Here is a 25,351-nt window from a genome sequence, read left to right on the forward strand (position 1 = left end):
CTAATCCCACAAATTCCAGTTGAACCCGAAAAACCACGACCGCCCCGGCTGCGGCATTGACCCCCGCAGGAAGTATCGCCGGTCAAAAACATTTTCTATGGAGTAGAAGAAATTGAAATGTTTGACTGCACCGATGGCCTTGATATGCACCAAGCCAGCCTCCTGCCGAAAGGTGGAAAGGTCGAGGTCTTCATCGAACCCGGAGAAATAATGCAGCATCGGAACGAAGCGAAAGGAAAGCGATTTAATCGGTTTCAACTCCGGCGTTGTCCATCGTAAATAAGCTCGGTGCTCGGCCGAAAGCGGCAGGCCGACTTCATCCAAACGGTCGCGTAAAGCCCGCAAGGCGTACCCGCCTTTCCAATCGCCCAAAAATTTTAATACAAATCCGCTTTCTATTCCACCCCCTTCCACACCCCGAAAGCTCGGTTGCCAATTTCCCGCAACGTTTTCCCAAACCAGATAATCATCACTTCTTTCAGCTATCAGGGAAAAACCACCGGCAAAATGCTTGGTTTCGATTTTATAAGCAAAGTTCAGCCGGTTGCTCCGCTCCGGGGGGCCGGAATTGGGAAGTTCCGAATATGTTCCGACATCAACCGGTTCGAAAAATCGGTCAAAAACCGACGGATAAATCACCTGACTGGATGCCGTGACAAAAACGGTTTGATGGGTACCCAACGAACGGGATAACCCCGCCCACCCCTCCGGTTTGGGAGATTCAAGACGGGTCTCCGAGACCTGCCCGATAACCGAAAAGATGGTTTTATCATCCAATTTGGCCGCCCAAACCGCTCCCAGCCGGACTTGCCAGTCATCCGCCCGGCCCGGATGTTGGTTTAGAATGGTGGCGTTTGCGTTGGCATAAAGCTTGGCAAGCGAGCGACGTGACTCCCGGCTCAAACCAATTCCAAAAAAAGGCCTTCTTTCCTCCACCCGCCGACGCAGAGTGGAATCGGTGGATAGAATCTTCTGGTCTGTGCGCTGATAGCGCAGATCGGCCTCCACTCTCATTTTGGCCGAAAGCCGGCCATCCATTTTGAAAAAGAAGGCGTCCCGCCGGAAGTTTTTCCCCAAATACGGGTCGGGAATACCGGTAAGAGGAACAATCTTCCCCAAATCCCGGTCCAGTTCATAGCCGCCCCGCCAACGGTTCTTGGAACCGTCCGGATTCTCAATGGACAAATGATAGTTCTGCACTTCGGTTTGGTCGTTCAATCCGGTACTGTCACGGTTCCTAAAACCGCCCACTCCCCGGACGAACGCTTTGTTGCCGAGGGGTCGGCGAATATCGAAAATGGCCGTGGACTGGATGGTGGATGAAAACGGATTGGCGTTCTCGTTGCGCTTGTTGTACCGCGCCGAAACCAGCGGCTGTTTGATATCTGCCGGAGCGCTGTGAATGTAAATGGAGGCCGGCGCTTGCGCACCAAAAAGGAATGAGGCCAGCGGATGGTCGAAAAAGCTGACCGAATCCGCCTGCTCGAACTGCATTGGTGTCAAATCGGTCTCGGAGGATTGCGGGTAGTTCAAATAAATCGGCGCGCGGCTCTGCCCCTCATACAAAATCTCCTCCCCCTTCCCAATCCGTCCCCAGTTGGAAAACCCCCGTTTCTGGCCGAAGGGCCCAAGTGAAAAAATGTCTATGGAGGGCTTGAAAAAAAGTAGCGCCGCCAAGTCTTCGGGATTGTAGAAATTGGTTTCCTCCCGGCCAAGCTGGATGGGGCTGGAAAAAGCCGAAAGCAGTTCCTCTTGAATAAACTTCGATTGGGCGGTATCGTCCTCCGAAGCCAAACAAAAAGCCGCTCCAAAATAAAGGCACCCCGCAAGAATAAGAGCGGCTTTCAAACCAATCAGCGGATTAAAGCGATTTTGGAAACCTTCTCAACCTTTCGGGAAGTCCCTTTTTCCTTCATGATAATCTTGCAGAAATACACCCCGGACGACACCGGCTCGTTGCTCCCGTTCCGCCCGGCCCAGTTGACCGTCTCCGAATAGGGAAATCCCCCCTGTAGTTCGTAATCCTTTTGATAGACGATTTCTCCGGAGGTCGAAAAGATCAAAAGTGAGATATCCCACGTGCCGGAAAGCGAATCCAAGTCGATGGGGAACTTCACGTAGGGATCGATTTGCGTCCGGAATGGGTTCGGGCGCCCTTCAACAATCTGCGTAACACCCGGCGGGGCGGCGCTGTCCACATTGGCCGAATAGGCATAGGCGGAGTTCTGCCGGATGGAACCCGCGGGCAAAAGCTCGCTGTTGGTCACCATTACCACGATTTCGGTATAGTTGCCGAAGTCCCCAAAAAAGACCTCCGGTATTTTCCCGGAAGGATCGGTGGCCTGGTTGCTCAAAAAAGTGTAGGTGCGGCTGCCCGTGTTGTATCCCACGGCGCTTGCAAACCATGGCGCCGCCCGCGAGGTGTCCGAAACAAGGGCAAATTCCATGAACGAACCGCCCCCGGGATTCTGCAAATTCAAATACGAAGCGCCAAGATCTTCCAAATCGTTCACGCAGTTTATCACGCTAATGCTGGTCGGCTGGTAGGGCACAAACCGGCAAGGCGGGCATTTGGTACTGCAGGGAAACCCCACCGTGTTTACGTTGCAGGGGGCGCAGAAAAATTTTATGACGTTGGGATGGCACTGATTGCATGGGATAAAAACTTCCGGATGTTGGGTCGGATAATTGGAGGTGGAATCAACCTCGTCATACAATTCAAACGTCGGCCAGGCGGCGGCCTCACTGCCGTATAGCGTATCCGGGGCGTTCAGGGGGACTTTTCCCCCTACAAAATAATTCCAGCGGTAAAATTCCTGCAGGGAGGAAATGAAATTGGAACCTTCGGAACCCAGCGCATAGTCAAGTGCGGCAAAAAGGTTGAATCCGGTAACGGTGGCCATCCGCTCCCAAGCACGCCGCACGACAGAGTAGCCGTAGGAGGGGTTTGGGAACCGCTTGGACAAATAAATTCCGTAAATCCCCAGAGCATACGGCCGAAAGGCCCGGTACGGGTCCCCCCCGAAATTCTGCGAAAAGCTTCGGAAAGAAAGCTGCGGTGCATCAAACCAAAACGGCAAATACTGGATGTAATCGTTGATTTCGTTGTACATCTGTTCTTCCATCCAGACCGCCGAGGCCTCGTACCAGTACGGTTTTACATCTCCTCCCACTGCTTCCGCGCCATAAACCGTATAAGCGAACTGGATGGCGTGAAAAAACTCGTGCGCCGCCGTAACTCGGATGGCCCGGCGCGGCCCGTCCGGGTCGGTATAGCCCGGAATACCTGCATAATCATTGTCCAAAACAATAAAGGCTGTAGCGCGCCTTCCCAGAAACGGCCCACCAACTGAATCAGGAGCTGTGTAACCCAAAATCGAACCGCCGAGTTCATCTAAATAGACGTCAAATAAGCCATTTCCACCGTTTGGGGTGTAGAAGTTGTCACTCACCGGAGGAAAAAAGCCCAACTGGATTACCTCCTTGTTCCAAATGGAATCCAGAACAAACCCGAGCGTGTCCACCCAGTCCGGAACCCCGTTCAAGTTTGCATCGATGAGCGCGTTGCGCACCGCTCCGGAGCCGGTGGTATCATAATGAATTCGGAATCGGCCGGAAGGGGGATCGTAGCTTTTCTGCAGAACGGGCCGGGCAAAAAGTGCGGGGCTCAAGGTCCTTTGCGCCTGCGGCGAAAGTTCGCTGAAACGCTGTTTGGCCTCCATCAAGGTCGGCGTACCGCAGATGCGATGAACGGGGATGGTGTCGGGTAATTCCAGTACAGTTTGCCCCAAAACGGCCTGCACATTTTCGACGATTAACTGCTCTTGCTGGGTTGTTATGGCGGAAGCAGATATGACCAATAAAAAAAACAAAGCGGCAGTGGAAAACAGTCGTTTCATAAGCTCCTCGAATTTAAGCCCGTTCAATCCCCTAAAGATAATAGCTTCTCGGAAATTTGCCGCATTTTTTCTTTTTCCGCCATCGCTTCCTGCAGGTAATTTTTGGCCTTCCAATGAGTTTCGGAAACGTATGTTTTGTCGGAAATCCCTTTCAAATTGATAAGCACGTTGAAATACGCCCCCTCGGCGGCGGCATAGGCCAAAGCCCCCGCTGTGGCGGCATCGGAGACGGCATTGACGTTACCTTTTTCCGCTGCCGTATTGGCCAAACGCAAAAGCTTCGGCACACGCTCCAGGACGGCGAGCGGAACCACGTTAGCTGCTTTCGACCCCTCCTCCATCTTCTGTGCCCGGGCCCCCTTCTGCTCCTCCGTCTCTTTGGGCATCCCCAAGGCCTGCATCACCACGTTGAACGCCCGGGTATCCTCCTCCACGGCGTTCTCAAAGTACTTGCGGAGCGTTTCGGCGGTCTCGAGCGTCTGTTTCATTTCTTGTTCTACACCGGCATACTTCTTTTTGCCGATGGTCAACCGGCATACCATCGCCACCAGGGCGCAAGCCAAAGCCGCCGTATGCGCCGCGGATGCCCCCCCACCCGGAGCAGGGGAAGAGGACGCTACCTCGTCAAGAAAAGAGGGAGTACCGACGCCGATTCCGGCCTTGCGCAATTTCTCTTCCAAAATCTGGTTGGCCGAAAAGTTTTCCAGTTTCAAATAATGAATGCCGGCCACATCCAAAGCCGGCTGCGGAATCAAACCCACTACTTCGCTTGAAACCGCCTGGACACCCATCTTCTCCGCCTCCTTCTTGACTGCCTCGAAAGCGACGTGCGGTGGGGTTTTCAGATAATTAGTCAGATTCATAGAGACCTGTACCTGCCTTCTTGCTTTGATTTCAAAACCGAGCGCCTTCACCGCCGGCAGCCCGCCCCCCGCTTCCCGGACGACTTTGGCAATCTGCTTGGCGATGTTTATGTCTTCCGTGTTCAGATAAACGTTGTAGGCAATCAAAGGCATCCGTGCGCCGATAATGCACCCTCCGGCTTTGGGATGCACCTTCTCCGGGCCAAAATCCGGTTTCCGCTCCGGATTTTTCCCCAACTCTTCCTTCAACCCCTCGTATTCCCCCTTGCGCACGGCGGCCAAATTCACCCGCTCCGGCTTTGTTGCCGCCGCTTCGTAGAGATACACCGGAATTTTGAGTTCCTCCCCCACCTGTTTTCCTAATCGCCGCGCCAATTCGACACATTCTTCCAGTGTCACGCCGGAAATCGGCACGAACGGCACCACGTCGGCGGCGCCGAGGCGGGGATGTTCCCCCTTGTGTTTTTCCATATCAATAAGCTCCGAAGCGCGGGCAATGCCGGCAAATGCGGCGGAAACACACTCCTCCGGCTCACCGGCAAAGGTGATGACCGAACGGTTGTGGTCCGCATCCGCCTCCCAATCCAGCATTTTGACTTTGCCGCCCCTCTGGATGGCGGCAATCAGTTCCTGAATGACTTCTTTGTTCCTTCCCTCGGAAAAATTGGGGACGCATTCTACAATTTTCATTTTCTTTTGAACCTTTCATAGCTTTTCAAACTTGCCGCCAAAAGCGGGAGCATAATCTCATGATGCCCCGTAAAGGCAAACGCCTGCCCCGATTTCAACGTCGGACGCAAAAGCACGTTCTGGCTCGGCCGGTAATGCTGAATCATGTCAAAATTAGCCGCGGTGAAATTCTTCACCGAGCCGGCAATATTGCGCGCAACAGCAAGTGTTTTAAGAAAAACCTCCGGCAGAATCACCGCCGAACCAAAATTGGCGACGATTCCTCCGTTATGCAAACCGGCAACGGCCGCCGCCATTATCTTGAAGTCCCGCCAGCTTGCATCCCCCGTTTCCCCCGCCGGAAAATTGGGATGCTGGTGCACGGTGTCCGTGCCGAAAGCGACGTGAACGGTTGCAGGAAGCTTTAGCCGGTAAAAATTATAAAGCAGCGAATATTTCCGGTATGGCGCTCTGGCCTTTTCGATGTGCGCCCCGAACGCTTCTCCCAAACCGATGTTCCGCCGCGCCGCCAAATAAACCGCCGCCGCAAAGAGCTCCGCCGTTTCCTTCACCATTCCAAACTTTCCCTCTTCAAGGGTGTCCGCCACTTCTTCCGACGTCTGTCCAAAAAAGGCGATTTCCAAATCATGAATGGCTCCCGCCCCGTGCAGGGCCAGGGCGGAAATAAACCCCTTCTCGGCCAAGTCGATAAGCGCGGGGGAAAGCCCGCATTTCAAAACATGCGCCCCGGACATCACCAACCGGGTTTTCATTTTTTTCTTGGACGAAAGCCAGAACCGAAGGAGCTTCCGCCATTCCTCCCCTTTCAGAATCTGCGGCAGTCCCTCGACAAACTTCACAATTTTTTTGGAGGGCGGTGGAATGGAAGCAAAGGAACCGATCGTCGATTTGTGGGAACGGCGGTCGATGGAATACGTTTTAAGCTTGGATAAATCCAGGGACGGAAAACTACTCGGCAGGAACTTTTTCCCCTTCCACTCGGTCTTTAAGCCCGTACTCCGCCAGTTTGTTGTGCAGCGTGCGCGCCGTCACCCCCAGCATCTGCGCCGCCTTGGTTTTGTTACCGTCCACGGCTTCGAGCGTCTTCAGAATCAGCCGTTTTTCCACTTCCTCGATGGTCACCCCCGGCCGCAGTCGGTCCTCCCCGCCGGCGGAAATCCCCAGAATCAATTCCTTGGGAAAATCGGAGGGTAAAAGAATGTTGGACTGCGCCACCACCACGGCCCGCTCCATAAAGTTCACCAGTTCTCGCACATTCCCCGGCCAGGGGTAATCGCATAAAAGCGAAAGCGCCTTGGGGGCTATGCCGTCGATTTTTTTTCCGTTCTCGGCGGCATACTTCTGCATAAAATGGGCCGCCAAAAGCGGAATATCGTCGCGGCGGTCGCGCAAGGGGGGCATTTCCACTTTCACGACGTTTAGGCGATAATACAAATCCTCCCGGAAGCGCCCCTTTTTGACCTCTTCGTCCAGGTTCCGATTGGTGGTGGCGACGACGCGGACATCCACTTTCAGCGTATAACCGGAGCCGACCCGCTCAAACTCCCTTTCTTGAAGCACGCGCAAAAGCTTGGCTTGCAACCCGAGCGGGATTTCGGATATTTCATCCAAAAGCAAGGTCCCGCCGTCCGCCATTTCGAACCGTCCCCGCGTCTGCCGTAACGCGCCGGTAAAAGCCCCTTTTTCATGGCCAAAAAGCTCTGACTCAATCAATCCCTCCGGCAAAGCGGCACAGTTGGTGCGGACGAAGGCGGCCTCCTTGCGCGGCGAAAGATGGTGGATGGCGTGGGCGATCAATTCCTTGCCGGTTCCGGATTCCCCGACGATTAAAACCGTCGCCCGGCTGGGGGCCACCGACTCGACCAAATCAAAAACCTTCTTCATCGCCGGCGTCCGGCCGATGATGTTTTCAAACTTCCCCGCCAGTTCTTTTTTCAGCCGCCGGTTTTCCAAAAGCAAGCGTCGGTATTCGAGCGCCTTTTTGGCCGTGACTTCGATATGCTCCGGCGTGAACGGCTTGGGTAGATAGTCGAACGCCCCCAGCTTCATCGCCTCCACGGCGTCCGCCACCGTGCCGTAGGCGGTGATGACGACCACCGAGGTGAAAGGGGAACTCTGGCGCACGGCTTTCAATAGCTCGATGCCGGAAAGCTGCGGCATTTTGACGTCGGTGAAAATGAGGTCAAACTCCCGGTCGGCAATTTCCTTTAATGCCGCCTCCCCGTTTTCCGCCGTGCGCACGGCATGGCCGGCCTGGTTTAAGGTCTCGGCAAGAAAATCCCGCACCAGCTTTTCGTCGTCAACGATTAAAAGTTCGGCCATCCTATCTCCACAAAGGGAGTTCAATATAAAAGGTCGCCCCGCTTTGCGGTAGGGATTCCACCCAGACCCGCCCCCGGTGCGCCTCCACGATTTTTTTGACGATCGCCAGCCCCAATCCCGTTCCCTCCTCCCGCGTGGTGTAAAACGGGGTGAAAATCTTTTTTTGTATTTCGGGGGGAATGCCGGGACCGTTGTCGGAAACCGAAAGCCGCGCCGTCTTTCCCTGCTGGCCGGAGGTGAGGGTGATTTTCACGTTTCCTCCGTTGCCGCAGGCCTGGAAGGCGTTTTCGACCAAATTGCGCAAGGCCATCTTCAAGTACTGCCCGTCTCCCCGCACAATCAGATCTTTTTGCTCCAAATTTCTTTCCAAATTCCCCTGGAGGTCCCGCGTGGTGAGTTCAACAAGTTCCTTGAGCGGCAACGGTTCCTGGTTTAGCTCCAGCCGGTTCGTGTAGCTCAAAAGAGAGGAAACCAGCCGCTCCAAATCGGCCGCCCCTTGTAAAATCTTTTCCACCATGGTTACGAGGTTGGGGTCTTTCAGCTCACGTTTCAAAAGCCCGGCAAAACCCGAAATACCCGCCAGCGGGTTGCGCACTTCGTGAGCAACAAGCGCCGCCATTTCTCCGAGCGCAGCCATCGTCTTGCTTTGCTCCAGTTCGGTTTCCAGGGTTTTATAGGCCGATAGGTCGGTCATCACTTCCAGGGCACCGGAAAGGTTGCCGTCCCGGTCGTAAAGCAGCGCGGTGGAAACGCCAAGCGGAATCTTTCTCCCCTCCGTATTCATCAAATGCTTTTCCCGCCCGGTAATGACTTTGCCGACCGCCAAAGTTTCGAGCACGGAAAGCGGGACGGGAAAAAACTTTTCATACTTCTGGCCGAGCACCTCGTTGGCCGTAAGGCCGGAGATCCGCTCCGCTTCTTTATTGAAAAGGGTGATTACGCCGACCGGATCCACGGCCACGATTCCGGTCTGCACGGTCTCCAGGATGTTGTCCAGGAAAAGGGAAAGCGCCTCCTCCTCCGCCAGACTTTTCCGGTGGGCGAGGTGGTTCCGCTCCAGAACGGCGGCCAGTTCCCCGAAGCGCAGATGCAGTTCTTCCTGTTCCCGGGTGAGTTTCTGGACGGAGTGGCTTAAGGATGCAAAGGACTGGGAAAAAAGCTTGACCCGCTCGGCAAGTTCTTTCTCCATTTGGCCGCAAATATAGAGGCCGGCCGGGGTTTTGGCAATTGAATTAAGAAGCGCTGGATGGTTTGGCGCCGTCCGCCGCGCGGCGAACCGTGGCAAAAAGCTGGTTGATGTTGAAAGGTTTGATGATGTAATCATGCACCCGCTGGCGCAACGCCTCCAGGGCTGTTTCCAGGCTGGGGAAGCCGGTGATGATGACCACGGGCGTTTCAATTTTCTTTTTGCGCACCTCCTTGATAAACTCGATGCCGTCCATCGACGGCATCTTTAAGTCCACCAAAAGCGCGTCGAAGCTCTGCTTGCCCAATTTTTCCAGCGCCACCGGCCCGGAATCGGCCACCGAGACCTTGTATCCTTTTTCCAGAAAAAAATCGTACAGCAAATCGCGGATTAAAAGCTCGTCATCGACGACCAGAACGGACTTTTCCAACACCCTTTTTCCCCCTATTGGCCTTAAACTTCCCTGTGTAACTTTTCGGCATTTTGAAGGATAACTCCACCCAGAAAAACCCGTTTTCCCGGCGGATGGAAAGCTCGTCCGCCAGCTTGTGCATCAGTTCCCAACCCCGCCCGGAAGTGTCGAAAAGCCCGCTTTTTTTGGAGGCATGGGGCGGGGAACCCGGTCCTTCATCCCCGATTCGCACCCGGAGGCGCAAGCCGGCCAGACTGACCTCCACCGCCACTTTTTTTTGAGGGTTGGCCCGGTTGCCGTGCTGCAACGCGTTCGAAAACGCCTCTCCCGAGGCGATCACCACCCGGTCGGCCTCCTTTTTCCCAAACGCAAGCCTCCCGAGCGCCTCCTCCAGCCAGGTGTAAAAATCCTCCAGCACCGCCGGATCGGAGGGAAAACTTTTGGAAAGGAAGGTTTTGGCCCGGGTTGTCATGCTGCGCGTCGTTTCATCGATTGGGCGAAGATATGCATCCTCTCCTTTTAACGAAAGACAAAAAGAGCCGGTCTTGTCATTTTTACCCCTTGAAAAGATCGGAAAATCGAGGGTGGTCTGGACGGTTTCACCCTTCCAAAAAAAGGTTGCTTTTTCGGTTTTTGGCCTTACCTTTAATGAGTAGAAAGGGTGGTTGACAAGAATGCGGGGCGGGATGTATTATACCGTCGATTTCTCGCCTGCCTGAGGGGGCAGACGGGGCAATGATAAAAGCTCGGATTGAATTGAAAGGATAAAAACGGTATGCGGAAATCGCTTTTGGCCATCCCCCTTTTTGTTTTGATCTCCTTGGTTGCCGCCTCTGCCCAGCAAACGGCAATAATTTCCCTTTCCCCGGATTCCTTTGTTTTTAATGCCGTGCAGGGAGGGGCCAATCCGGCGCCCGAAACCTTGCAAATTCGCAATGCTGGCACCGGCACCATGGGCTGGGCCTTTGGATCAGGAATTCCCTCCTGGCTTTCGGTGATTCCGCCCGGCCCCTCCACGGCGCCGACGGACGTGCAGTTGACCGCCCTCACCGGCAGCCGGGTTCCCGGCACGTACCTCTTTTGGCTCAAGGTCTATTCCAATCAGGCGACCAATTCCCCCGATTCCGTAAAGGTTCGTTTCACCATCAGTTCCCCCCAGACGGCCGTCCTTTCCCTTTCTCCGGACACCTTTAATTTCTTTGCTGTCGAGGGGGGCTCTTCCCCGCCTCCCCAGATTTTGCAAATTCGCAACACTGGAACCGGCACAATGGGATGGTCGCTCGGATCGGGTATTCCCTCTTGGCTTTCGGTCATCCCGGCGGGTCCTTCCACGGCCCCCAGCGACCTACAGTTGACCGCCATGACCGGAAATCTGGCGCCCGGCACCTACAGTCACACACTCAAGGTTTTCTCGAACGAAGCCACGAACTCTCCGGATTCCGTGCGAGTCAACTTTACCGTCGCCCCGAACCAGTCGGCTTTTATTTCCCTTTCGCCGGATTCCTTCCATTTTACCGCCCAACAGGGGGGTTCGCCCCCGCCGCCGCAAATTTTGGAAATCCGCAACACGGGCAGCGGGACGATGGGTTGGGCTTTTGGCGTCGGCCATCCCTCTTGGCTCTCTGTTTTGCCGATCGGACCGGGGACGGCTCCCGCGGACGTGCAGATAACCGCGCTCCCCGGCAATTTGATTCCGGGCACCTACAGCTACTACTTGAAAGTGTATTCCAATCAGGCCACCAATTCCCCCGATTCAGTGCGGATTTCTTTAACCATTACTTCTGCGCAAACGGCCGTCATCTCCCTGAACCCGGATGATACGATTAACTTTTCCGCCAGTCAGGGGGGAAGCTCCAGTGCGCCGCAGACGCTGGAGATTCGCAACGTGGGGAGCGGCGACATGACTTGGTCTTTCGGCTCCGGTATCCCTTCTTGGCTTTCGGTTATCCCGCCCGGTCCGGCTCTGGCCCCCACGGATGTGCAGTTGACCGCCGTGCCCGGAAGTCTGGTTCCGGGTTTCTACAGCCACACCCTGCAGGTCTATTCCAATCAGGCTACGAATTCCCCGCAGGCTGTTGTGATAAACTTTCTAATTACTGCCCCACCGGTGCCGGTGCTTCAGGTTTCCGAAAACATTTTGAACTTCGAGGCCACCGAGGGGCAGGCCGATCCCCCGTCCCAACCCTTGGCCATCTATAACGGCGGCGGCGGGGATTTGAACTGGAATCTTGTCTCCGACCAGCCCTGGCTCTCTCCCGCCAGCGCTTCCGGCACGAACGCGGGGAGCGTAAACGTTTCGGTCTCCATTGCCGGTTTGTCCGCCGGCCCCCATACGGGGCATTTGACCATCACGGCCTCCGGCGCCTCCGGCTCTCCCGCCACGGTCACCGTGAATTTGAACATTGCGCCGGTTTTGACCCCCGCCTCGCTGCAGATTTCGCAAACGTCGCTCGATTTCAACGCCCAAAGAAATCAATCGATTCCGCCGCAGTTTATCGACATCTCCAACGGCGGCCAGTTGCCCTTGAACTGGACGGCGACCATTCTGCACGCTGCTCCCTGGCTTTCCATCAACCCTCCTTCCGGCACCAACGATGGAACCATCACCGTTTCCGTGAACACCGACTTGAACCCGCTGACCTATGTGGACACGATAAGAATCGAGGCCGCCGGTGCGCTTAATTCCCCCCGTTTCATACCGGTGCGGTTGAACGTCACCACCGACGTGGGGGATGAGCCGGGCAACCGCCCCCGCTCCTTCCGGCTATCCCAGAACTACCCCAACCCGTTCAACCCGACGACAAAGATTGACTTTGCCCTCCCCCGTTCTGGACATGCCGTATTGGAGGTGTTCAACGTGGTCGGGCAAAAGATTCGGGTTTTGGTGGATGGGGAACTTCCGGCCGGGGCGCATTCCGCGGTTTGGGACGGCCGAACTTCTTCCGGACAGTTGGTCGGTTCGGGAATTTACTTCTACCGCTTAAAATCGCATGATTTCTCCGACATCAAGCGGGCGGTGTTCTTAAAGTAACACTTTAATAAGCTTTAAAACTTATGGTCGTTTAGCCAGAGTAAGCGGCCTTAGTTTTTACTAATCTCAAATCTCCAATCTCTAATCTCTAATCTCTGTATTTCATGCCGGAGGCCGGACTCGAACCGGCACTCCGCAGAAACGGAGAGGGATTTTAAGTCCCTTGCGTCTACCATTCCGCCACTCCGGCGCTTGAATTTTCCGTTTGAAGATACCATTTGCACCGTCAAGGGGCAACGAAACCCTTTAACGATACACCTCTTTGCGATGCGCGATGGTCAAAACCAGAACAACTATTTGCTTGGCCTGGATTTGGTAAACGATGCGGTAATTCCCCATCCGGTGGGAAAAGCAACCCTTCATCTCCCCTTTCAGCGGTTTGCCCTCCTTGAAGGGCGCCCGGGCGATTTCATCCAGCGCCGCCAGAATCCGGGGTTTAACGGCTTCCGAAAGGGTCTCGTAGTCCTTGTTAGCCCGCCGGGTGAAAAGAATCCGGTAGGTCAAATCTATTTTTTCTGCTTTTTACCGGTCACTTTTTCATAGGAATAAATTCGCCCGGCGCGCACATCCGCTTTGGCTTCCTTCAGCGCCTTGCTGAACTCCGGATCGGAGGCCAGCTCCAGGGTCTCCAGCCATCCTTCATACTCCTCGGCGCTCATCAAAACCGCCACCGGTTTTCCCTTCTTGGTCAGCAAATACCGCTTGTAGGCCCTCCCCGCTTTATCCACCATCTCCAGCAGGTTTTTCCGGGCTTCCGTGGTGCTCAAAATCGATACGGACATCTCCTCTCCTTATATGTACACTTTAGTGCACATCCCAATCTAATACCAATATCGGCCGTGTCAACGGAAAAATTGATTTATGGGTGGTTGCGCCTATATTCTCGCCGTGCGCGACAGCCAACCCGCTCTCGTAATCCACGGCCATTTCTACCAGCCCCCAAGGGGGAACCCTTGGACGGGGGAAATTGAAGCCGAGCCCTCCGCCCATCCTTTCCCCAACTGGAACGAGCGGATTTTTCAGGAATGCTATCGCTCCAACGCGTTTGCTGAAATTCTCGATGAGGGCGGAAGAGTTCTCAAAGTCGTCAACAACTACTCCGGCATCAGCTTCAACTTCGGCCCCACACTCTTTTCCTGGCTGGAACGGTTTCATTCGGAAACGTACGAAAAAATAATCGACGCCGACCGCCAAAGCGCCCGGTCGCGCGGCGGACACGGCAATGCCATCGCGCAGGCCTACGTCCACGCCATTCTGCCCCTCTGCAACGACCGCGACCGGCGGACCCTCGTGCGCTGGGGAATGGCCGAGTTCAAACACCGATTCGGCCGCAAACCGGAGGCCCTTTGGCTGCCGGAAACCGCCTGCAACGAGGAAACATTGGGGGTTTTAATCGATGCGGGCCTCAAATACGTAATCCTTTCCCCCGCCCAAGCTGCCGCCGTTAAAACAGTTCCCGCACTATCCGTTAGGAATCCCAAAGCATCACCCTTGGGTAGCCCCGGAGCCCCCGCTTCGGGGGGAACGGACGTTGGCAATGGAAACCTTGACACAAGCATTCCCTACCGTTGCCTTCATCCGGACGGCTCCGGCCGCTCGATTGCCGTTTTCTTTTACAATGACGCAGTTTCTAAAGCCATCGCCTTCGAGGGTGTTCTCATTTCCAGCCAAACTCTAATCGACCGGTTCGAAGCGCAGCTTGCCCCCGGACGGCGGCTCGTTTCCGCCGCCGTGGACGGCGAATCGTTCGGCCACCACTTCCGCTACGGCGAGCGCGGTCTGGCCTATGCGCTTGAGGAAGAAGCCCCCAGACGGGGGTTTTGGATAACCAACTTTTCCGAGTATTTGGAGCACCATCCCCCGGCAATGGAAGTCGAAATCAAAAAAGGGCCGGACGGCAAAGGCACGGCCTGGAGCTGCCCGCACGGCTTGGGACGCTGGTACGCCGACTGCGGCTGCCGGGTGTACCAAAAAGAGGGCTGGAACCAGGCCTGGAGGGGCCCTTTGCGGCAGGCCCTCGACTTGTTGCGCGACCAAGCCGCACATTTCTTTGAGGACGCCGGACTTTTTACCGATCCTTGGAAAGCCCGCGACGCTTATGTGGAGGTAATCCTGAACCCCAAAACGCTTCCAAAATTCTTGGCGGAGCATGTAAAAACCTCCTCGAAAAACGCCAAGACAAAAGCGGCTTCGCATTTGGAGCTTCAAAAAAATGCGCTTTTGATGTATTCGAGCTGCGGCTGGTTTTTTGACGATATTTCCGGCCTGGAATCGGTGTTGATTTTAAAATTTGCCGGCCGGGTGCTCGATTATTTTGAAGAGTTAGGAATTAAATCCCCCAAAAAGGGGTTTTTAGAAATTTTAGCGGAATCCAAAAGCAACTTGCCCGAAATGGGGAACGGCGCGGATATTTTCAACCGGAAAGTCGAACCCTATCTTCGCGGCTGAAACTTCTACCCGCCGATTTGCACCATCGGAAAACCCATGACGATGGTTCCGCCATGGGCGGTCGAATCCCCCATCCGGGCGGCCGGCATCCCGCCAATCAGCACCGTGGCGGAGCCCTTCACGATGGAGTCCGGCGGTCCCACGCAGACGCACATTCCCCCAACGACGGCCGCCGGCACTCCGCCGATGAGCACGGTCGGGACTCCGGGAGGAAGAATCGGCCCTCCCACGTGCGGTATGGGGGGCGTTCCCGGGGTCTGCATCGGGCAGACATGCATATCCCCTACTCGTGCGGCCGGAGGCATCGCTAACGCCTCTTGGCCGGGAGCGGGCTCCCGTCCAGTTTAATCATCTCAAACCCCATCTGATTCCGCCCCCCGATGAGCACCGGCTCCGTTCCTCCCAAAAAGGCGATGTCAAACGGCAGCTTGGTCTGGGCATAAGCCCCCGGCAGGGGGGCCGGTTTTTCCTCGCCGGTGAAAACCGACCAGTTGCCGTCGCCATCCCGCAACACCGCCACGGGAACTCCCCTGGAATTCACCCGCACAAATGCGGAGTCCAGTTTTTTTCCGTACTCCCATTCCACTTTCTGCTTCTCTCCTTCGGCAAACGAACCCTTCGCGTCCCAGCTCCAGTTCACCAGTTCCAAGGTTTCACCCTTTCCCGTCCAGAGTAAAACCGCCCCCAGAACCGCGTCGGCGGCGTCGATGGTTGCTCCCGCCGCGGCGAACTTCCCCCTCCATTCAAAAAGCTTGGCGGGCAGCGTCCCCCCCCTTTCCTTGTCCGGCCAGGGAAGGGAGGAGAGAACCACTTTCTCGCCCGAGGATTGCGCAAGGAGGACAAAGGGAGTCCCGTTGGAACGTTCAAAGCTTGCAATCCAGCCCGGCCGCGCCCCCGGCAGATTGACGGTCCCTCCCGCGGTTGCCTTGTTGGGCGCCAGTTCGACGACCTGCAATCCGGAGCGCGTCCCGTCCGGATCCCCCATCCAGATTAAGGCCGCCGCATTCGGGCGCACCCGCGTGTCCGTTACCGGATCGGAATGGAGCGGGGTGATTATTTCCAGCTCCAGTTTGGGAAGCTCGAATTTGCCGGCCGGGGAGGGCCCCATGTTCTCGTCAAAATGGGCGAACCGCAAATAGTTTTCATCCAGCCAGCCGACCCAGTGGCTTTTGGCCGTGGAGCGGTTGGGAGGGGCGGAAAGCACCGGCCGGGCCTCCACTTCCGCTTTGGCAATCGCGTGGGTAGCCCGCACTCCTCCCCCCGGCAGCGACTCAAAGTGCGTCCGCATGATTTGCGGCGGGTCGGCGGCCAAATTGACCCACGCGCCGTACTGTACGGCGATGCTCCCCCAAGGGCCGTTGCCGATGAGCGAAAGATTTTTCGGCGTCGCGGGCAAGACGTTTAATTTAAGGGGGGGCGATTCCGCCCTTTTTCCGGCATCATACTCGTAGAGAACCGAGAGACGGTAGCTCCCCGGCGCGGCGATTTTAATCTCGTCCAAAAGGAAAAATCCCCGCTCCAAAGATTTTCCCGGCGGCAGGGGCTCCCGGATATCCTCCTCCCATTCGGAGGGCTTTTTCTGAAAAACACTCTCCTCCCCCGTGCGGGAATCCGTCAGGCGGTAAACCGGCATGGTCAAACTGGAGACCGGGTTGGAGATTTGGATGGTGTCCTTTCCGCTGTTGGTCAGAACAAGCAGACAGCGCGGGCTTTCCTGGAACAGAAACTCCGTTTTTTCGACCGTCAGTTTAACGTCCAAAGCCATTGCTGTCTCCTCCGCCGGCCGGCAAGCCCCGGCCAGGCCCAAGATAACCAAAGTTCCGATTTTCCACACGTTTTCTCCTTCACACTTGGGTCATTCCCGCTATGTTCCATCCTCGGAAAGCGAACAAACACTTGGCGCAGAACTGCCCCTCGCAACTCCGGTAACTCATCACGCAGATGTTGTCGGCCAAAGGATCGTGCACCGTGGCGTTGGCCCCCCCGCCGGCGCTGCGGCCCGGGTCGTTCCCCGGCCCGTGCTGCCGGTAGATGGTATGTCCGATCTCGTGGCAGGTGTTGCTGGTGAAATCGTAGGTCATCGCCGGTTGCGGAACGTTGAGGGCGGTGGGATAGGCCGCCTGCCCCAGCCAGACGAACGCCCCGCGGTACTCCACCGCCACGCCGCTGTTGCGTGCCAGCTGCCCCCGCAATACCTGCCAGGTGGCGCCAAAACCGCCGGTGATTACGGTAATCCCCGGCAGGTAGCCGTTTTTGGAAAGGGAGCGCAGAAAACCGGCCATCAATACGTCCCAGAAAAGGGTGTCGATGTTGTTTCGGTCCGCCTGCGAAGCCCCGCCGCCGGCTTGAATGGTCATCGCCCGCGGGGAACCGGCCGGCAGCTGCGCGTTGTAGGCCTCCGCCGTTCGCATCGGCACGTGGCAAACGGCGTTGTTCACGTTCACCGGCGAGCCGGCCTCCATGCAGAAAAGAATGGTCAAGTCGTAATTCGTGTTCAAGGCCGGCTGGGCGGCCGAGGCGTCCGTCACCGCCTGCTGACGGGCGGCGGCCCAGTCCGCCTGCGATAAGGTCTCCGGCAGCTGCGCCGCCCGGTCGATCTCCACCTCGCAGAACCCGCGGGCAAACTGCTTGACGACTCCGTCGAAAACGTTGGATGCGTTCCCCTGGGCCGAAAAATCGGCCGTCGGCAGCCCCACGTTGTTGCCGCCGCCGTCCACCACCCGCACGGAGCGGAGATAATCGTTTACCGTGGCCAGGTTGTACGGCGCCGGGTTGGCCTGCGCCAAAAGCCCCGCTTCCGGGGCGTTCGCCGGCTGCCGGATGTAACGGCTGATGCGGATGTTGCGCCAGATGACCAAAGTTCCCGTATCGACCCGCACCCCTTCCATCCCGGTGCCGTCGGAGGGCAGGGTCTTGGGGCCGATGTAGGCCCGCAGCCGGTAACGGTCCCCCCCTGCGCGGGAAGGCATGAAAATCACCCCCGCCTCTCCATCCTCGTTGCTTACGGCTTTGACGGCATGGGCGTGGCTGGCGCCGGCCGGGTTTACCGACTGGGCCACCGGATACGGCTTGTGGGGCAAATCCCGCCCGGAGTGCGGCTCGTTAAACCCCTTTTGGCTCGTGGTTTCAAAAATATTTCCCGCCACCGGCTTTCCCCGTTTCCCCCCTCGGTCGGAAGGGCAGTTGCCGCTCTGCGGGTCGGAGGGAACGGCGGCGATGCGGGACTCCTCCGCGTCGTTCAATTTTTTGGGGCCCCGTCCGGTCGCCACCGCGGGGGGCCCGACGGTCGATTCCCGAAGCGGCGGGCGGTTCAACTGCTGGTTGCACCCCCGGTTCGGGTCAAAGGCGGGCAGGTCGTACGGGGGCAGGAGCTGGAAATAAACGTGCACCCCCTCCGCGGGACGCCACTGCCCCTGGTCGTCGGCCCGTTTTTCCACCTTCGCCACGAGCGGAATTTTTCCCAAAACCGGGTTGTCCTTGTAGTAAAAATCCTCCACCCGGTGCATGTTGGCGCCGAAATCGAGAGGGTATTTGGAGTCGCGGTTCAAATTGATCGCCGCCGCCCCGCCGAGCGTGTTGACAAAGGTGTATCCCCCCGGCAGCCGCAGCTTGGCAAAGTTCGCCTCCCCCGGCGTCGCTCCCTCCCCGGCCGGAGCGGGTAGCGCACCGCCGGCGATGACCCACTTTTTCAGCCGGTCTTGAATATCGGCGTCCGCCTGCGCGTCGGAGGCGTTGTTCAAAATTTTGTTCTTGTAATGATCCCAGGCGACCGGCAGGGCGGTTGCGGCCTTCTTATGCTTAAGCGGCAGGTAAAAAAGCCCCAAGACCTGCATCCGCTCCATTCGTCCCTTGTCCGTATCCGGTTTGTTCGGAAACAAATCCTCGATTTCCCCCAAACGGAGCGTGATGCGGTACTGCGGGCGGATGACCAGCGTGTTGAAATGCTTGCGGTCGTCGAAATCGGGCGCGACCTGGCCGATGTCGGTCGGCTTGGTGGGGAGCCGTTCCGATGGCGGCAGGGGCGCGGTAGGATCCGGAGGCATTCGTTAAGCAGTGGCGGCCGGCGCCGGCCCCTTGATGGAGTCCGGCTTGTCGTGAACCTCTTCCAACTTTTGCTGGGTGGGCTGGTCGGCGTTCCCCGACTCGGAAAGGCCGAAAAGTTTCTGGAACGCCTTGATGGCGGCGGTGGTGTTCGGCCCCTTGATGCCGTCGATCGGGCCGGTATTCAACCCCAAATTGTTCAGCCGCTGCTGCACCCCCGAGATGCAGGGGGCGTCCGGCGCTTTTTCCAGAATCGGGTTCATCGCCCCGACTTGCAGATTCCAAACCACCGGAACATCCCCCCGTTGCGCGCCGTTTGGCGGCGGACTGGAGGTGCCGGCCGACTCCGACATGGGAAACGGAACCCGCAGCCGCAGCTGACCCATTCGCACCGTACGGGGAACTTCCACTTCAATCTGCCCGTTGCCGTCCGTTTTCCCCGTAAACGGTTTGGCCCAAAACTCGTCCCCCTCCGTCCAGCCGACGAAAAGTTCGTAGTCGGCGTTCGGCAGGGCGGTGAAATCATCCTTCAAAATCCGCAGCCGCAAAAAAAGTTTCTGCCCGACCAGTTCGAATGATAAAGTCGAGCCGGTGGAGCCGGAGTCGCTGCCCGCTTTGGGGTCGGGGATTTTGACCACGTCCCCTTGATGCAGTTTGTCCCCCTTGAAGAGCAAATTGGGGTTTTTGCGCTTCGATTGGAGTTCGCCGTTGGCGTCCCAAACCGTTTTCCAGTCGGCAAAGCCGTGCTGGGCGGCGATTTTGGAGATGTGGTCGGTGTCCTTGCAGCGATGCTGGGTGGCCATTTATCCTATGCTTTTTTCCATTCCTTCTTGTCGATTTTCGGAAAGCGCACCTCGCAGCTTCCCGGCTTGACTCCCGCCAGCCGGGCCTTGCCGTCTTTGTCCAGTTTCCCCGTGCGGACGCTGCCGTCTGCCAGCTTCACTTCGTAGCTTTCGTTCGGCACCGGCTTCCCGTCCTTGTCCTTCAACTCCAAGGCCACCCAGGTGATTTCCTCATCCTTTTTCTTTTCCGATTCCCCTCCGGAAGCGGCGGAAGAGGAGCTTTCCGATCCGCTCCCCGCGGGGGATTCCGGTTTTTCCCCCGGGTCGGAGGCGGTCGCCTCTTCCGGCTCGGCCGGTTCCACCGGCGCTTCCGCCTTGCAAGCGGTTCCGTCCTTTGGATTCATTTTGGCACCTTCAATTGATTTTTACAATCCCCCCCTGCACGGTCACCATCCCGCTCCCCTTGACGTCGGTCTTGGCCCCTTCCAAGGCAAGGGAGGCATCCCCTTTGACTGAAACCGTCTTCCCTTTAAGGTCCACCGAGGCGTCCGACTCCAGGGCCAGGGACTGCGCCCCTTTCAAACTGCTGTTACCGGCCGAGGACTCCATCGAAACATCCCCGTCCGCCTTCACGGTCACGTTGCCGGAGCATTCGATTATGAGCTGCCCGCCGGTTCCCAGCTTGATACCCTCCTTGTCGATGGCCAGAAGGGAACCGCCGACCTTCAAGGTGATGTTTTCGTCGGCGTTCAAAATTATTTCCTTGGCTTTCAAAAAATGCTGTTCGGTGGTCTCCTCGGAGTGGTTTGCCTTGAACACCTCCGCCACGTCCCCGGTCACCGTGATGGAGTGGGTGCCGGTGATGTCGATCGCCTCTTTTCCCTCCACCTTCAAACTTCGGTCCCCTTGGATCGCCTCCATATGGTTTCCCGCCACGCTCTCGTGGCGGTCCTTTTCCACTTTTTCAATCTTGTCCTCGTGGACGATTAAATGCCGGTTTTTGCCGATCCATTCCCGCCGGTCGTTTTTGATGCGGATGTCCAAATCCTTTTCCCCGTGGATGAAAATCTGCTCCTTCCCCTTGGCGTCTTCAAAGCGGATTTCGTTGAACCCGTCCCCCCCCTTGGAGCTGTCCGATTTCAGCGTGCTTTTGGTCTTTTCATCCGGCAGCTTGTAAGGCGGCAGGTTGGCGCCGTTGTAAACCCGGCCGACGATAATCGGCCGGTTGGGATCCCCTTCGAGGAAATCGACTAAAACCTCCTGTCCGATTCTTGGGATGTACATCGCCCCCCACCCCTTGCCGGCCCAGAGACTGGAGACCCGCACCCAGCAGGAGGTCTTGTCATCCTTCTTCCCCTGCCGGTCCCAGGGGAACTGCACCTTCACCCGGCCGTAGGAATCGGTGTAAATCTCCTCCCCCTTCGGCCCCGTGACCCAGGCGTTCTGCACCCCCTTCACCACCGGTCTGGGGGTTATGCGGGCCGGGCGGAAGACGACCTCCTTGGGGATGCAGGTGAATTGATTCTGATAGGTGACTTTCGGGGCGCCGGCGGCGGGGACGGCGGGCTGGGAGCCGGTGTGCGTGACGGAAGTCAATAAATATTTGCCGCCGAAGCGGGAGTGGTCGGCCAGCTCAAAGAAAAACCCCGGCAAAAAGCGCCGGCAAAGGGCCAGCCCCTCCGCCCGGCAGCGGGTGGCCTGTTCCTCCTCCAGCCGGATTTGGGCGATATCCTTTCCCAGAGAAGTCAAATCCCCGCTTTTGAATTTCTCCGCGTCCGAGACGCCGCCCGATTCCGCCACGACATAGTAGCCGGGATAGTCGTAAATCTCCAGTTTGTCATCCCGCTTGGCCTTCGCCTCCCCCTCGACCAAAACGTCCGGCCGGGTGAAGTTGTAATCCTTTAAGGCATACTTGCCGCTTTTCAGCTCCTGGGCAAAGCGGAACTCGTACACCGCCTCCTTGGCGGCGCCGGTGGCGGAGGGCTCCCGAAAGGGGATTTTCTCCGGTTTGCCGATCGCCACGTTGGCATCCACCGAATCCCCCATCACCAAAACCGTTTCTTTATCCTTCTGCTCGAAGAAGTAGAAAATCCCCTCCTCTTCCAAAAGGCGGGAGACGAAATCCCAGTCCGTCTCCCGGTACTGCACGCAGTACTCGCGGGCCGGGAGCGCCCGCTTCAAGGCGAAGCGGAAGCGGCTGGTGGGGATGCCGGCCCCTTTAAACACCTCCTGCACGATATCCTTGACGGTGATTTTTTGGAAAATCCGGGAGCGGTACAAACGGGAAAGAAGCCAGAACTCCGGCACCAAGGTGGCCTTGTACGGGGCGAACTTTTCCCCTTTGCCGCCCCCCTCCATCCAGGAAACGATGCCGTGGATTACCCGTTCCCCCTCCACGCTTTTGATGGTGAGCGAGGCGGGCTGGCCCACGACGGCATTCAAATCGATTTCCCAGTCCTCGCTGGCGAGCTCCAGTTGGAAATTGAACAAGCGGGAAAGCTCCTCTTTGCCGGTGAAGCCGACCACCCGCAAATCGCCGGAGTATCCCTTGGATTCAAAAAGAAAATCGGCCTCGAGGCCCCTCCGCAGTATCGCCACTTAGCCAGCCATCCCGACCGTTTCGGCCTCCGTTGCGGAGGCCGCCGGCGCCCCCTCCGAAAAGCGGAAGGTGAATTCCCCGCCGCCGTCGATTCCCAAAGTCAATTTTTCCGGCAGGGGGCCCAAACTCATCCGCTGCAAAAGCTCGGTGGATATTTTCGGCAGAAGCGTCCCCTGCATGATATGGTCGATGTTGCGCGCCCCGGTTTCCACCTCCCGGCAGCGGTTGGTGATTTGCTCCACCACCGAATCCTCGTATACCAGCTTCATTTTGTGGCTGTCGAAAAGGCGGGCAACCAGCCGGTTCAGTTTCAAGCGGACGATTTCCGCCAAGGCCTCCGGCGGCAAGGGGAAGAACGGAATCACCGTCATCCGCCCGACTAAAGCCGGCTTAAAGTGTTTGTTTAAGGTAGGGCGGATGGCCGTTGTAATCTCTTCGGCTGTGGGACGCGGCTTGGCAAACCCCATCTGCGTGATTAAGTCCGTCGCCAGATTGGAGGTCATAAAGACCACCGTGTTTTTGAAGTCGATCAGCCGCCCCTCCCCGTCCGAAAGCATCCCCTTGTCGAAAACCTGATAGAACAGATTCATCACTTCCGGGTCGGCCTTTTCCACTTCGTCGAGAAGCACCACGGAGTAGGGGCGCTGGCGCACCGCTTCCGTCAGAACCCCCCCCTCCCCGTAGCCGACGTAACCGGGTGGGGAGCCGATAAGGCGGGATACCGTATGCTTTTCCTGAAACTCCGACATATTGATGGTGGTGATGAACCGCTCCCCGCCGAAAAGCAAATCCGCCACGCCGAGGGCGCATTCGGTTTTGCCCACGCCGGAGGGGCCGACGAAAAGAAAAACCCCGATCGGCTTGGAGGGGTCGTTGATGCCCGCCTTGGAGGCCCGGATTCCCTTCGCCACCATCTCCACGGCATAATCCTGGCCCTTGATGCGCTCCTTCAGTTTGGAATCGAAGTTCAAAACCGCCGAGGCGTCGTCCGCCACCATTTTGCCGACCGGGATGCCGGTCCAGTCGGAAACCACGCGGGCGATCACTTCCGGGTTCACTTCCACCGGAATCAAGACATCCTTGCCGCGCACTTTTTCCAATTTATCCCGCTCCGCTTTCAGCTTTTGCGACAAATCCCCGTTCCCCTCGGCGCCGGTTTTTTTGGCCTCTTCGACTAATTTTTTGCAGGTGGCCAAAAATTCATCCACCAGTTTTTTCTCGTTCTGCCAGCGGTCGACAAGCCCCTTCAAATTTTCGCGGTGCTTTTCGATTTCCGGGGCGATTTCGGAAAGCCGTTTGCCGTCCACCTCCGCCCCCACGGACTGGTCTTTCAGATAAGCCGAGCGCTCCCGTTCGAGGGCTTGAATCTTCCGTTCCAAATCGTCGATGTTGGCGGGCTTGGAGGAGAGCGCGATTTTTACCCGCGCGGCGCAGGTATCCACCAAGTCCACCGCCTTGTCCGGAAGCTGCCGGCCGGAGATGTAGCGGGAGGAAAGCTGCGCGGCGGAAACCAAGGCCTCGTCCAAAAGGGTGACGTTGTGATATTTTTCGTATTTCTCCCGCAGCCCCCGCAGCATCAAGACGGTCGAATCCACCGAGGGTTCATCTAACTTTACCAGCTGGAAGCGGCGGGCCAGGGCGGCATCCTTTTCAAAATATTTTTTGTACTCCGACCAGGTGGTGGCGGCAATCGTCCGCAGTTCCCCCCGCGCCAAAGCCGGTTTCAAAAGATTCGAAGCGTCCGAGCCCCCCGCTCCCGCGCCGGCGCCGATTAGAGTATGCGCTTCGTCAATGAACAAAATTATCGGCTTGGGGGAGCCCTTTACCTCCGAAATCACCGATTTCAAACGGTTTTCAAATTCACCTTTCACCCCCGCCCCGGCCTGCAAAAGCCCCATATCCAGCCCCAGAAGCGAAACGTTTTTCAGCAAATCGGGAACGTCCGCTTCGGCAATGCGCAGGGCCAGTCCTTCGACCACGGCGGTTTTGCCCACGCCCGGGTCGCCGACGACGATGGGGTTATTCTTTCTGCGCCCGGCGAGGATGTCGATAATCTGGCGAATCTCCACGTCCCGGCCGAAGACCGGGTCGATTTCCCCTTTTTTGGCGCGGGCGGTGAAGTCGGTGGTAAAGCGGGCCAAAGCCGTATCCCCGGCGGGCGCCCCCTCCTCCCCCGGCTTGGCCGGCTTGGGGGTGTCCTTTTCCTCGGCGGAGGAGACCACAATGTCGAAAAATTCCTTCTTCAACTGCTCCTTGGAAATTTCGTCAATCAAATCCCCGGCCCGGCCGGTCAAATATCTATGCGGGTTTTCCAAAAGCCCGGCAAAAAGGGCGCCGGTGCGCAGTTCGGTCAAGCCGAAATCGACCGAGCCGACCAGCCAGGATTCCTGAAACCATTCCGGCACCAAAGGCGAAAAAACCGGCTTGCCGGGGTTGCCGGATTTCATATCGTCCAAATCCCTTTGCAAAGCGGAAACCAATCGCGGGGTTTCGATTTCGAAGCGGCGCAAAATCAAGGCGACGTCGCCGGTCAAATCCTCCACCATTTTGGAAAAAAGATGTTCGGGGGTGATTTCGTAGTGGGCGCGCGAGACGCAAAGCCCGGCGGCGGCTTCCAAAATCTTGTGGCAGGGGTTGTTCAGTTTGCGGATAAGCGACTTCAACTCGACTTTGGCCATAGCCGTCCTTTCAAAAATTTTTAAACTAATTTAACCCTATAAAGATAAGGCCGGATTGGGGGGGAAGCAAGCGGAAATAAAACAGGGATCAGGGATTGGGGATTAGGGATTAGTGAAAGGCAAAAACAGTGGGGAAAAAGTTGTGAATTTGGAAAAATGGGCAAAAAAAGGGTAATCTTTTGGAGGGCCTGCAAAATCGGGGGGATTTTGCAGGGGAAAATGCAACCTCCCCTTAATCCCCTCCTTCGTAAGGAGGGGAGAAAAGGCAACCTCTCCCTGACCCTCTCCTAAAAGGAGAGGGGACAAGAAAGACGGAGATTAGAGATCAGAGATTAGTGATTCGTCCGCTCGTCACCTCCATTTTAAAGACGATTATTTAAGGGAAGGGAGGGGCGGAGCG

19 protein-coding genes and 1 tRNA gene are annotated in these 25,351 nt (G+C 57.1%); 2 read left to right on the forward strand and 18 right to left on the reverse strand.

The window, feature by feature from the left end; all coding sequences use genetic code 11:
• The 8 genes from VNL73_06860 to VNL73_06895 all read right to left on the reverse strand — a co-directional run bounded on the left by VNL73_06860 (nucleotide 1) and on the right by VNL73_06895 (nucleotide 9,844).
• Nucleotides 1-1,794 carry a hypothetical protein gene (locus tag VNL73_06860; GenBank protein ID HXF49128.1) on the reverse strand — a complete coding sequence of 598 codons (1,794 nt, stop codon included), beginning with the start codon at nucleotides 1,792-1,794 and terminating at the stop codon, nucleotides 1-3.
• A gap of 59 nt (nucleotides 1,795-1,853) precedes the next feature.
• Entirely contained in the window at nucleotides 1,854-3,899 is a 2,046-nt protein-coding gene (locus VNL73_06865) for an MXAN_6640 family putative metalloprotease (protein HXF49129.1), read from the reverse strand.
• Nucleotides 3,900-3,922: 23 nt separating this feature from the next.
• Entirely contained in the window at nucleotides 3,923-5,452 is a 1,530-nt protein-coding gene (gene ftcD / locus VNL73_06870) for a glutamate formimidoyltransferase (GenBank protein HXF49130.1), read from the reverse strand.
• The gene (locus VNL73_06875) at nucleotides 5,449-6,291 is read right to left on the reverse strand and encodes a hypothetical protein (protein HXF49131.1); all 843 of its coding nucleotides are present in this window, start codon (nucleotides 6,289-6,291) and stop codon (nucleotides 5,449-5,451) included. The genes ftcD and VNL73_06875 overlap by 4 nt, the downstream gene beginning before the upstream one ends.
• 109 nt (nucleotides 6,292-6,400) lie before the next feature.
• Nucleotides 6,401-7,774: a sigma-54 dependent transcriptional regulator gene (locus VNL73_06880; GenBank protein ID HXF49132.1), complete on the reverse strand. Its 1,374-nt coding sequence runs from the start codon at nucleotides 7,772-7,774 to the stop codon at nucleotides 6,401-6,403.
• A gap of 1 nt (nucleotide 7,775) precedes the next feature.
• Nucleotides 7,776-8,963, reverse strand: a complete 1,188-nt coding sequence (locus tag VNL73_06885; GenBank protein ID HXF49133.1) for an ATP-binding protein — start codon at nucleotides 8,961-8,963, stop codon at nucleotides 7,776-7,778.
• Between the two features lie 43 nt (nucleotides 8,964-9,006).
• Nucleotides 9,007-9,393 carry a response regulator gene (locus tag VNL73_06890; GenBank protein HXF49134.1) on the reverse strand — a complete coding sequence of 129 codons (387 nt, stop codon included), beginning with the start codon at nucleotides 9,391-9,393 and terminating at the stop codon, nucleotides 9,007-9,009.
• Entirely contained in the window at nucleotides 9,362-9,844 is a 483-nt protein-coding gene (locus tag VNL73_06895) for an ATP-binding protein (protein ID HXF49135.1), read from the reverse strand. Before VNL73_06895 ends, VNL73_06890 begins: the two co-directional genes overlap by 32 nt.
• A gap of 303 nt (nucleotides 9,845-10,147) precedes the next feature.
• Here VNL73_06895 and VNL73_06900 point away from each other — a divergent pair, with 303 nt between their 5' ends.
• Nucleotides 10,148-12,403 (forward strand): FlgD immunoglobulin-like domain containing protein, encoded by a 2,256-nt coding sequence (locus VNL73_06900; protein HXF49136.1) that lies wholly within the window; start codon nucleotides 10,148-10,150, stop codon nucleotides 12,401-12,403.
• 105 nt (nucleotides 12,404-12,508) lie between these two features.
• Here the strand turns inward: VNL73_06900 and VNL73_06905 are convergent.
• From VNL73_06905 to VNL73_06915, 3 genes are all read right to left on the reverse strand, one after another.
• A tRNA-Leu gene (locus tag VNL73_06905) sits at nucleotides 12,509-12,593 on the reverse strand.
• A 56-nt stretch (nucleotides 12,594-12,649) separates the two neighbouring features.
• The gene (locus VNL73_06910; protein ID HXF49137.1) at nucleotides 12,650-12,907 is read right to left on the reverse strand and encodes a type II toxin-antitoxin system RelE/ParE family toxin; all 258 of its coding nucleotides are present in this window, start codon (nucleotides 12,905-12,907) and stop codon (nucleotides 12,650-12,652) included.
• Between the two features lie 2 nt (nucleotides 12,908-12,909).
• Nucleotides 12,910-13,185: a type II toxin-antitoxin system Phd/YefM family antitoxin gene (locus VNL73_06915; protein HXF49138.1), complete on the reverse strand. Its 276-nt coding sequence runs from the start codon at nucleotides 13,183-13,185 to the stop codon at nucleotides 12,910-12,912.
• A gap of 79 nt (nucleotides 13,186-13,264) precedes the next feature.
• Here VNL73_06915 and VNL73_06920 point away from each other — a divergent pair, with 79 nt between their 5' ends.
• Nucleotides 13,265-14,851 (forward strand): DUF3536 domain-containing protein, encoded by a 1,587-nt coding sequence (locus tag VNL73_06920; protein HXF49139.1) that lies wholly within the window; start codon nucleotides 13,265-13,267, stop codon nucleotides 14,849-14,851.
• Between the two features lie 5 nt (nucleotides 14,852-14,856).
• Here VNL73_06920 and VNL73_06925 read toward each other — a convergent pair whose 3' ends face one another.
• The 7 genes from VNL73_06925 to tssH are packed head-to-tail and all read right to left on the reverse strand — an operon-like array spanning nucleotide 14,857 to nucleotide 24,951.
• Nucleotides 14,857-15,156 (reverse strand): PAAR domain-containing protein, encoded by a 300-nt coding sequence (locus tag VNL73_06925; GenBank protein HXF49140.1) that lies wholly within the window; start codon nucleotides 15,154-15,156, stop codon nucleotides 14,857-14,859.
• Between the two features lie 2 nt (nucleotides 15,157-15,158).
• Nucleotides 15,159-16,685 (reverse strand): hypothetical protein, encoded by a 1,527-nt coding sequence (locus tag VNL73_06930; protein ID HXF49141.1) that lies wholly within the window; start codon nucleotides 16,683-16,685, stop codon nucleotides 15,159-15,161.
• Nucleotides 16,686-16,695: 10 nt separating this feature from the next.
• Nucleotides 16,696-18,894: a hypothetical protein gene (locus VNL73_06935; protein HXF49142.1), complete on the reverse strand. Its 2,199-nt coding sequence runs from the start codon at nucleotides 18,892-18,894 to the stop codon at nucleotides 16,696-16,698.
• A gap of 3 nt (nucleotides 18,895-18,897) precedes the next feature.
• Complete coding sequence (locus VNL73_06940; protein ID HXF49143.1) at nucleotides 18,898-19,695, reverse strand: peptidoglycan-binding domain-containing protein; 798 nt, start codon at nucleotides 19,693-19,695, stop codon at nucleotides 18,898-18,900.
• A 5-nt stretch (nucleotides 19,696-19,700) separates the two neighbouring features.
• Nucleotides 19,701-20,078 carry a carboxypeptidase-like regulatory domain-containing protein gene (locus tag VNL73_06945; protein HXF49144.1) on the reverse strand — a complete coding sequence of 126 codons (378 nt, stop codon included), beginning with the start codon at nucleotides 20,076-20,078 and terminating at the stop codon, nucleotides 19,701-19,703.
• A 10-nt stretch (nucleotides 20,079-20,088) separates the two neighbouring features.
• Nucleotides 20,089-22,272 (reverse strand): type VI secretion system tip protein TssI/VgrG, encoded by a 2,184-nt coding sequence (gene tssI / locus VNL73_06950; GenBank protein ID HXF49145.1) that lies wholly within the window; start codon nucleotides 22,270-22,272, stop codon nucleotides 20,089-20,091.
• Complete coding sequence (gene tssH, locus VNL73_06955; protein ID HXF49146.1) at nucleotides 22,273-24,951, reverse strand: type VI secretion system ATPase TssH; 2,679 nt, start codon at nucleotides 24,949-24,951, stop codon at nucleotides 22,273-22,275. It lies immediately after the preceding gene.
• Between the last annotated feature and the right edge of the window lie 400 nt (nucleotides 24,952-25,351).

This window comes from Verrucomicrobiia bacterium, assembly GCA_035574275.1.
Classification (GTDB): Bacteria; Zixibacteria; MSB-5A5; order DSPP01; family DSPP01; genus DSPP01.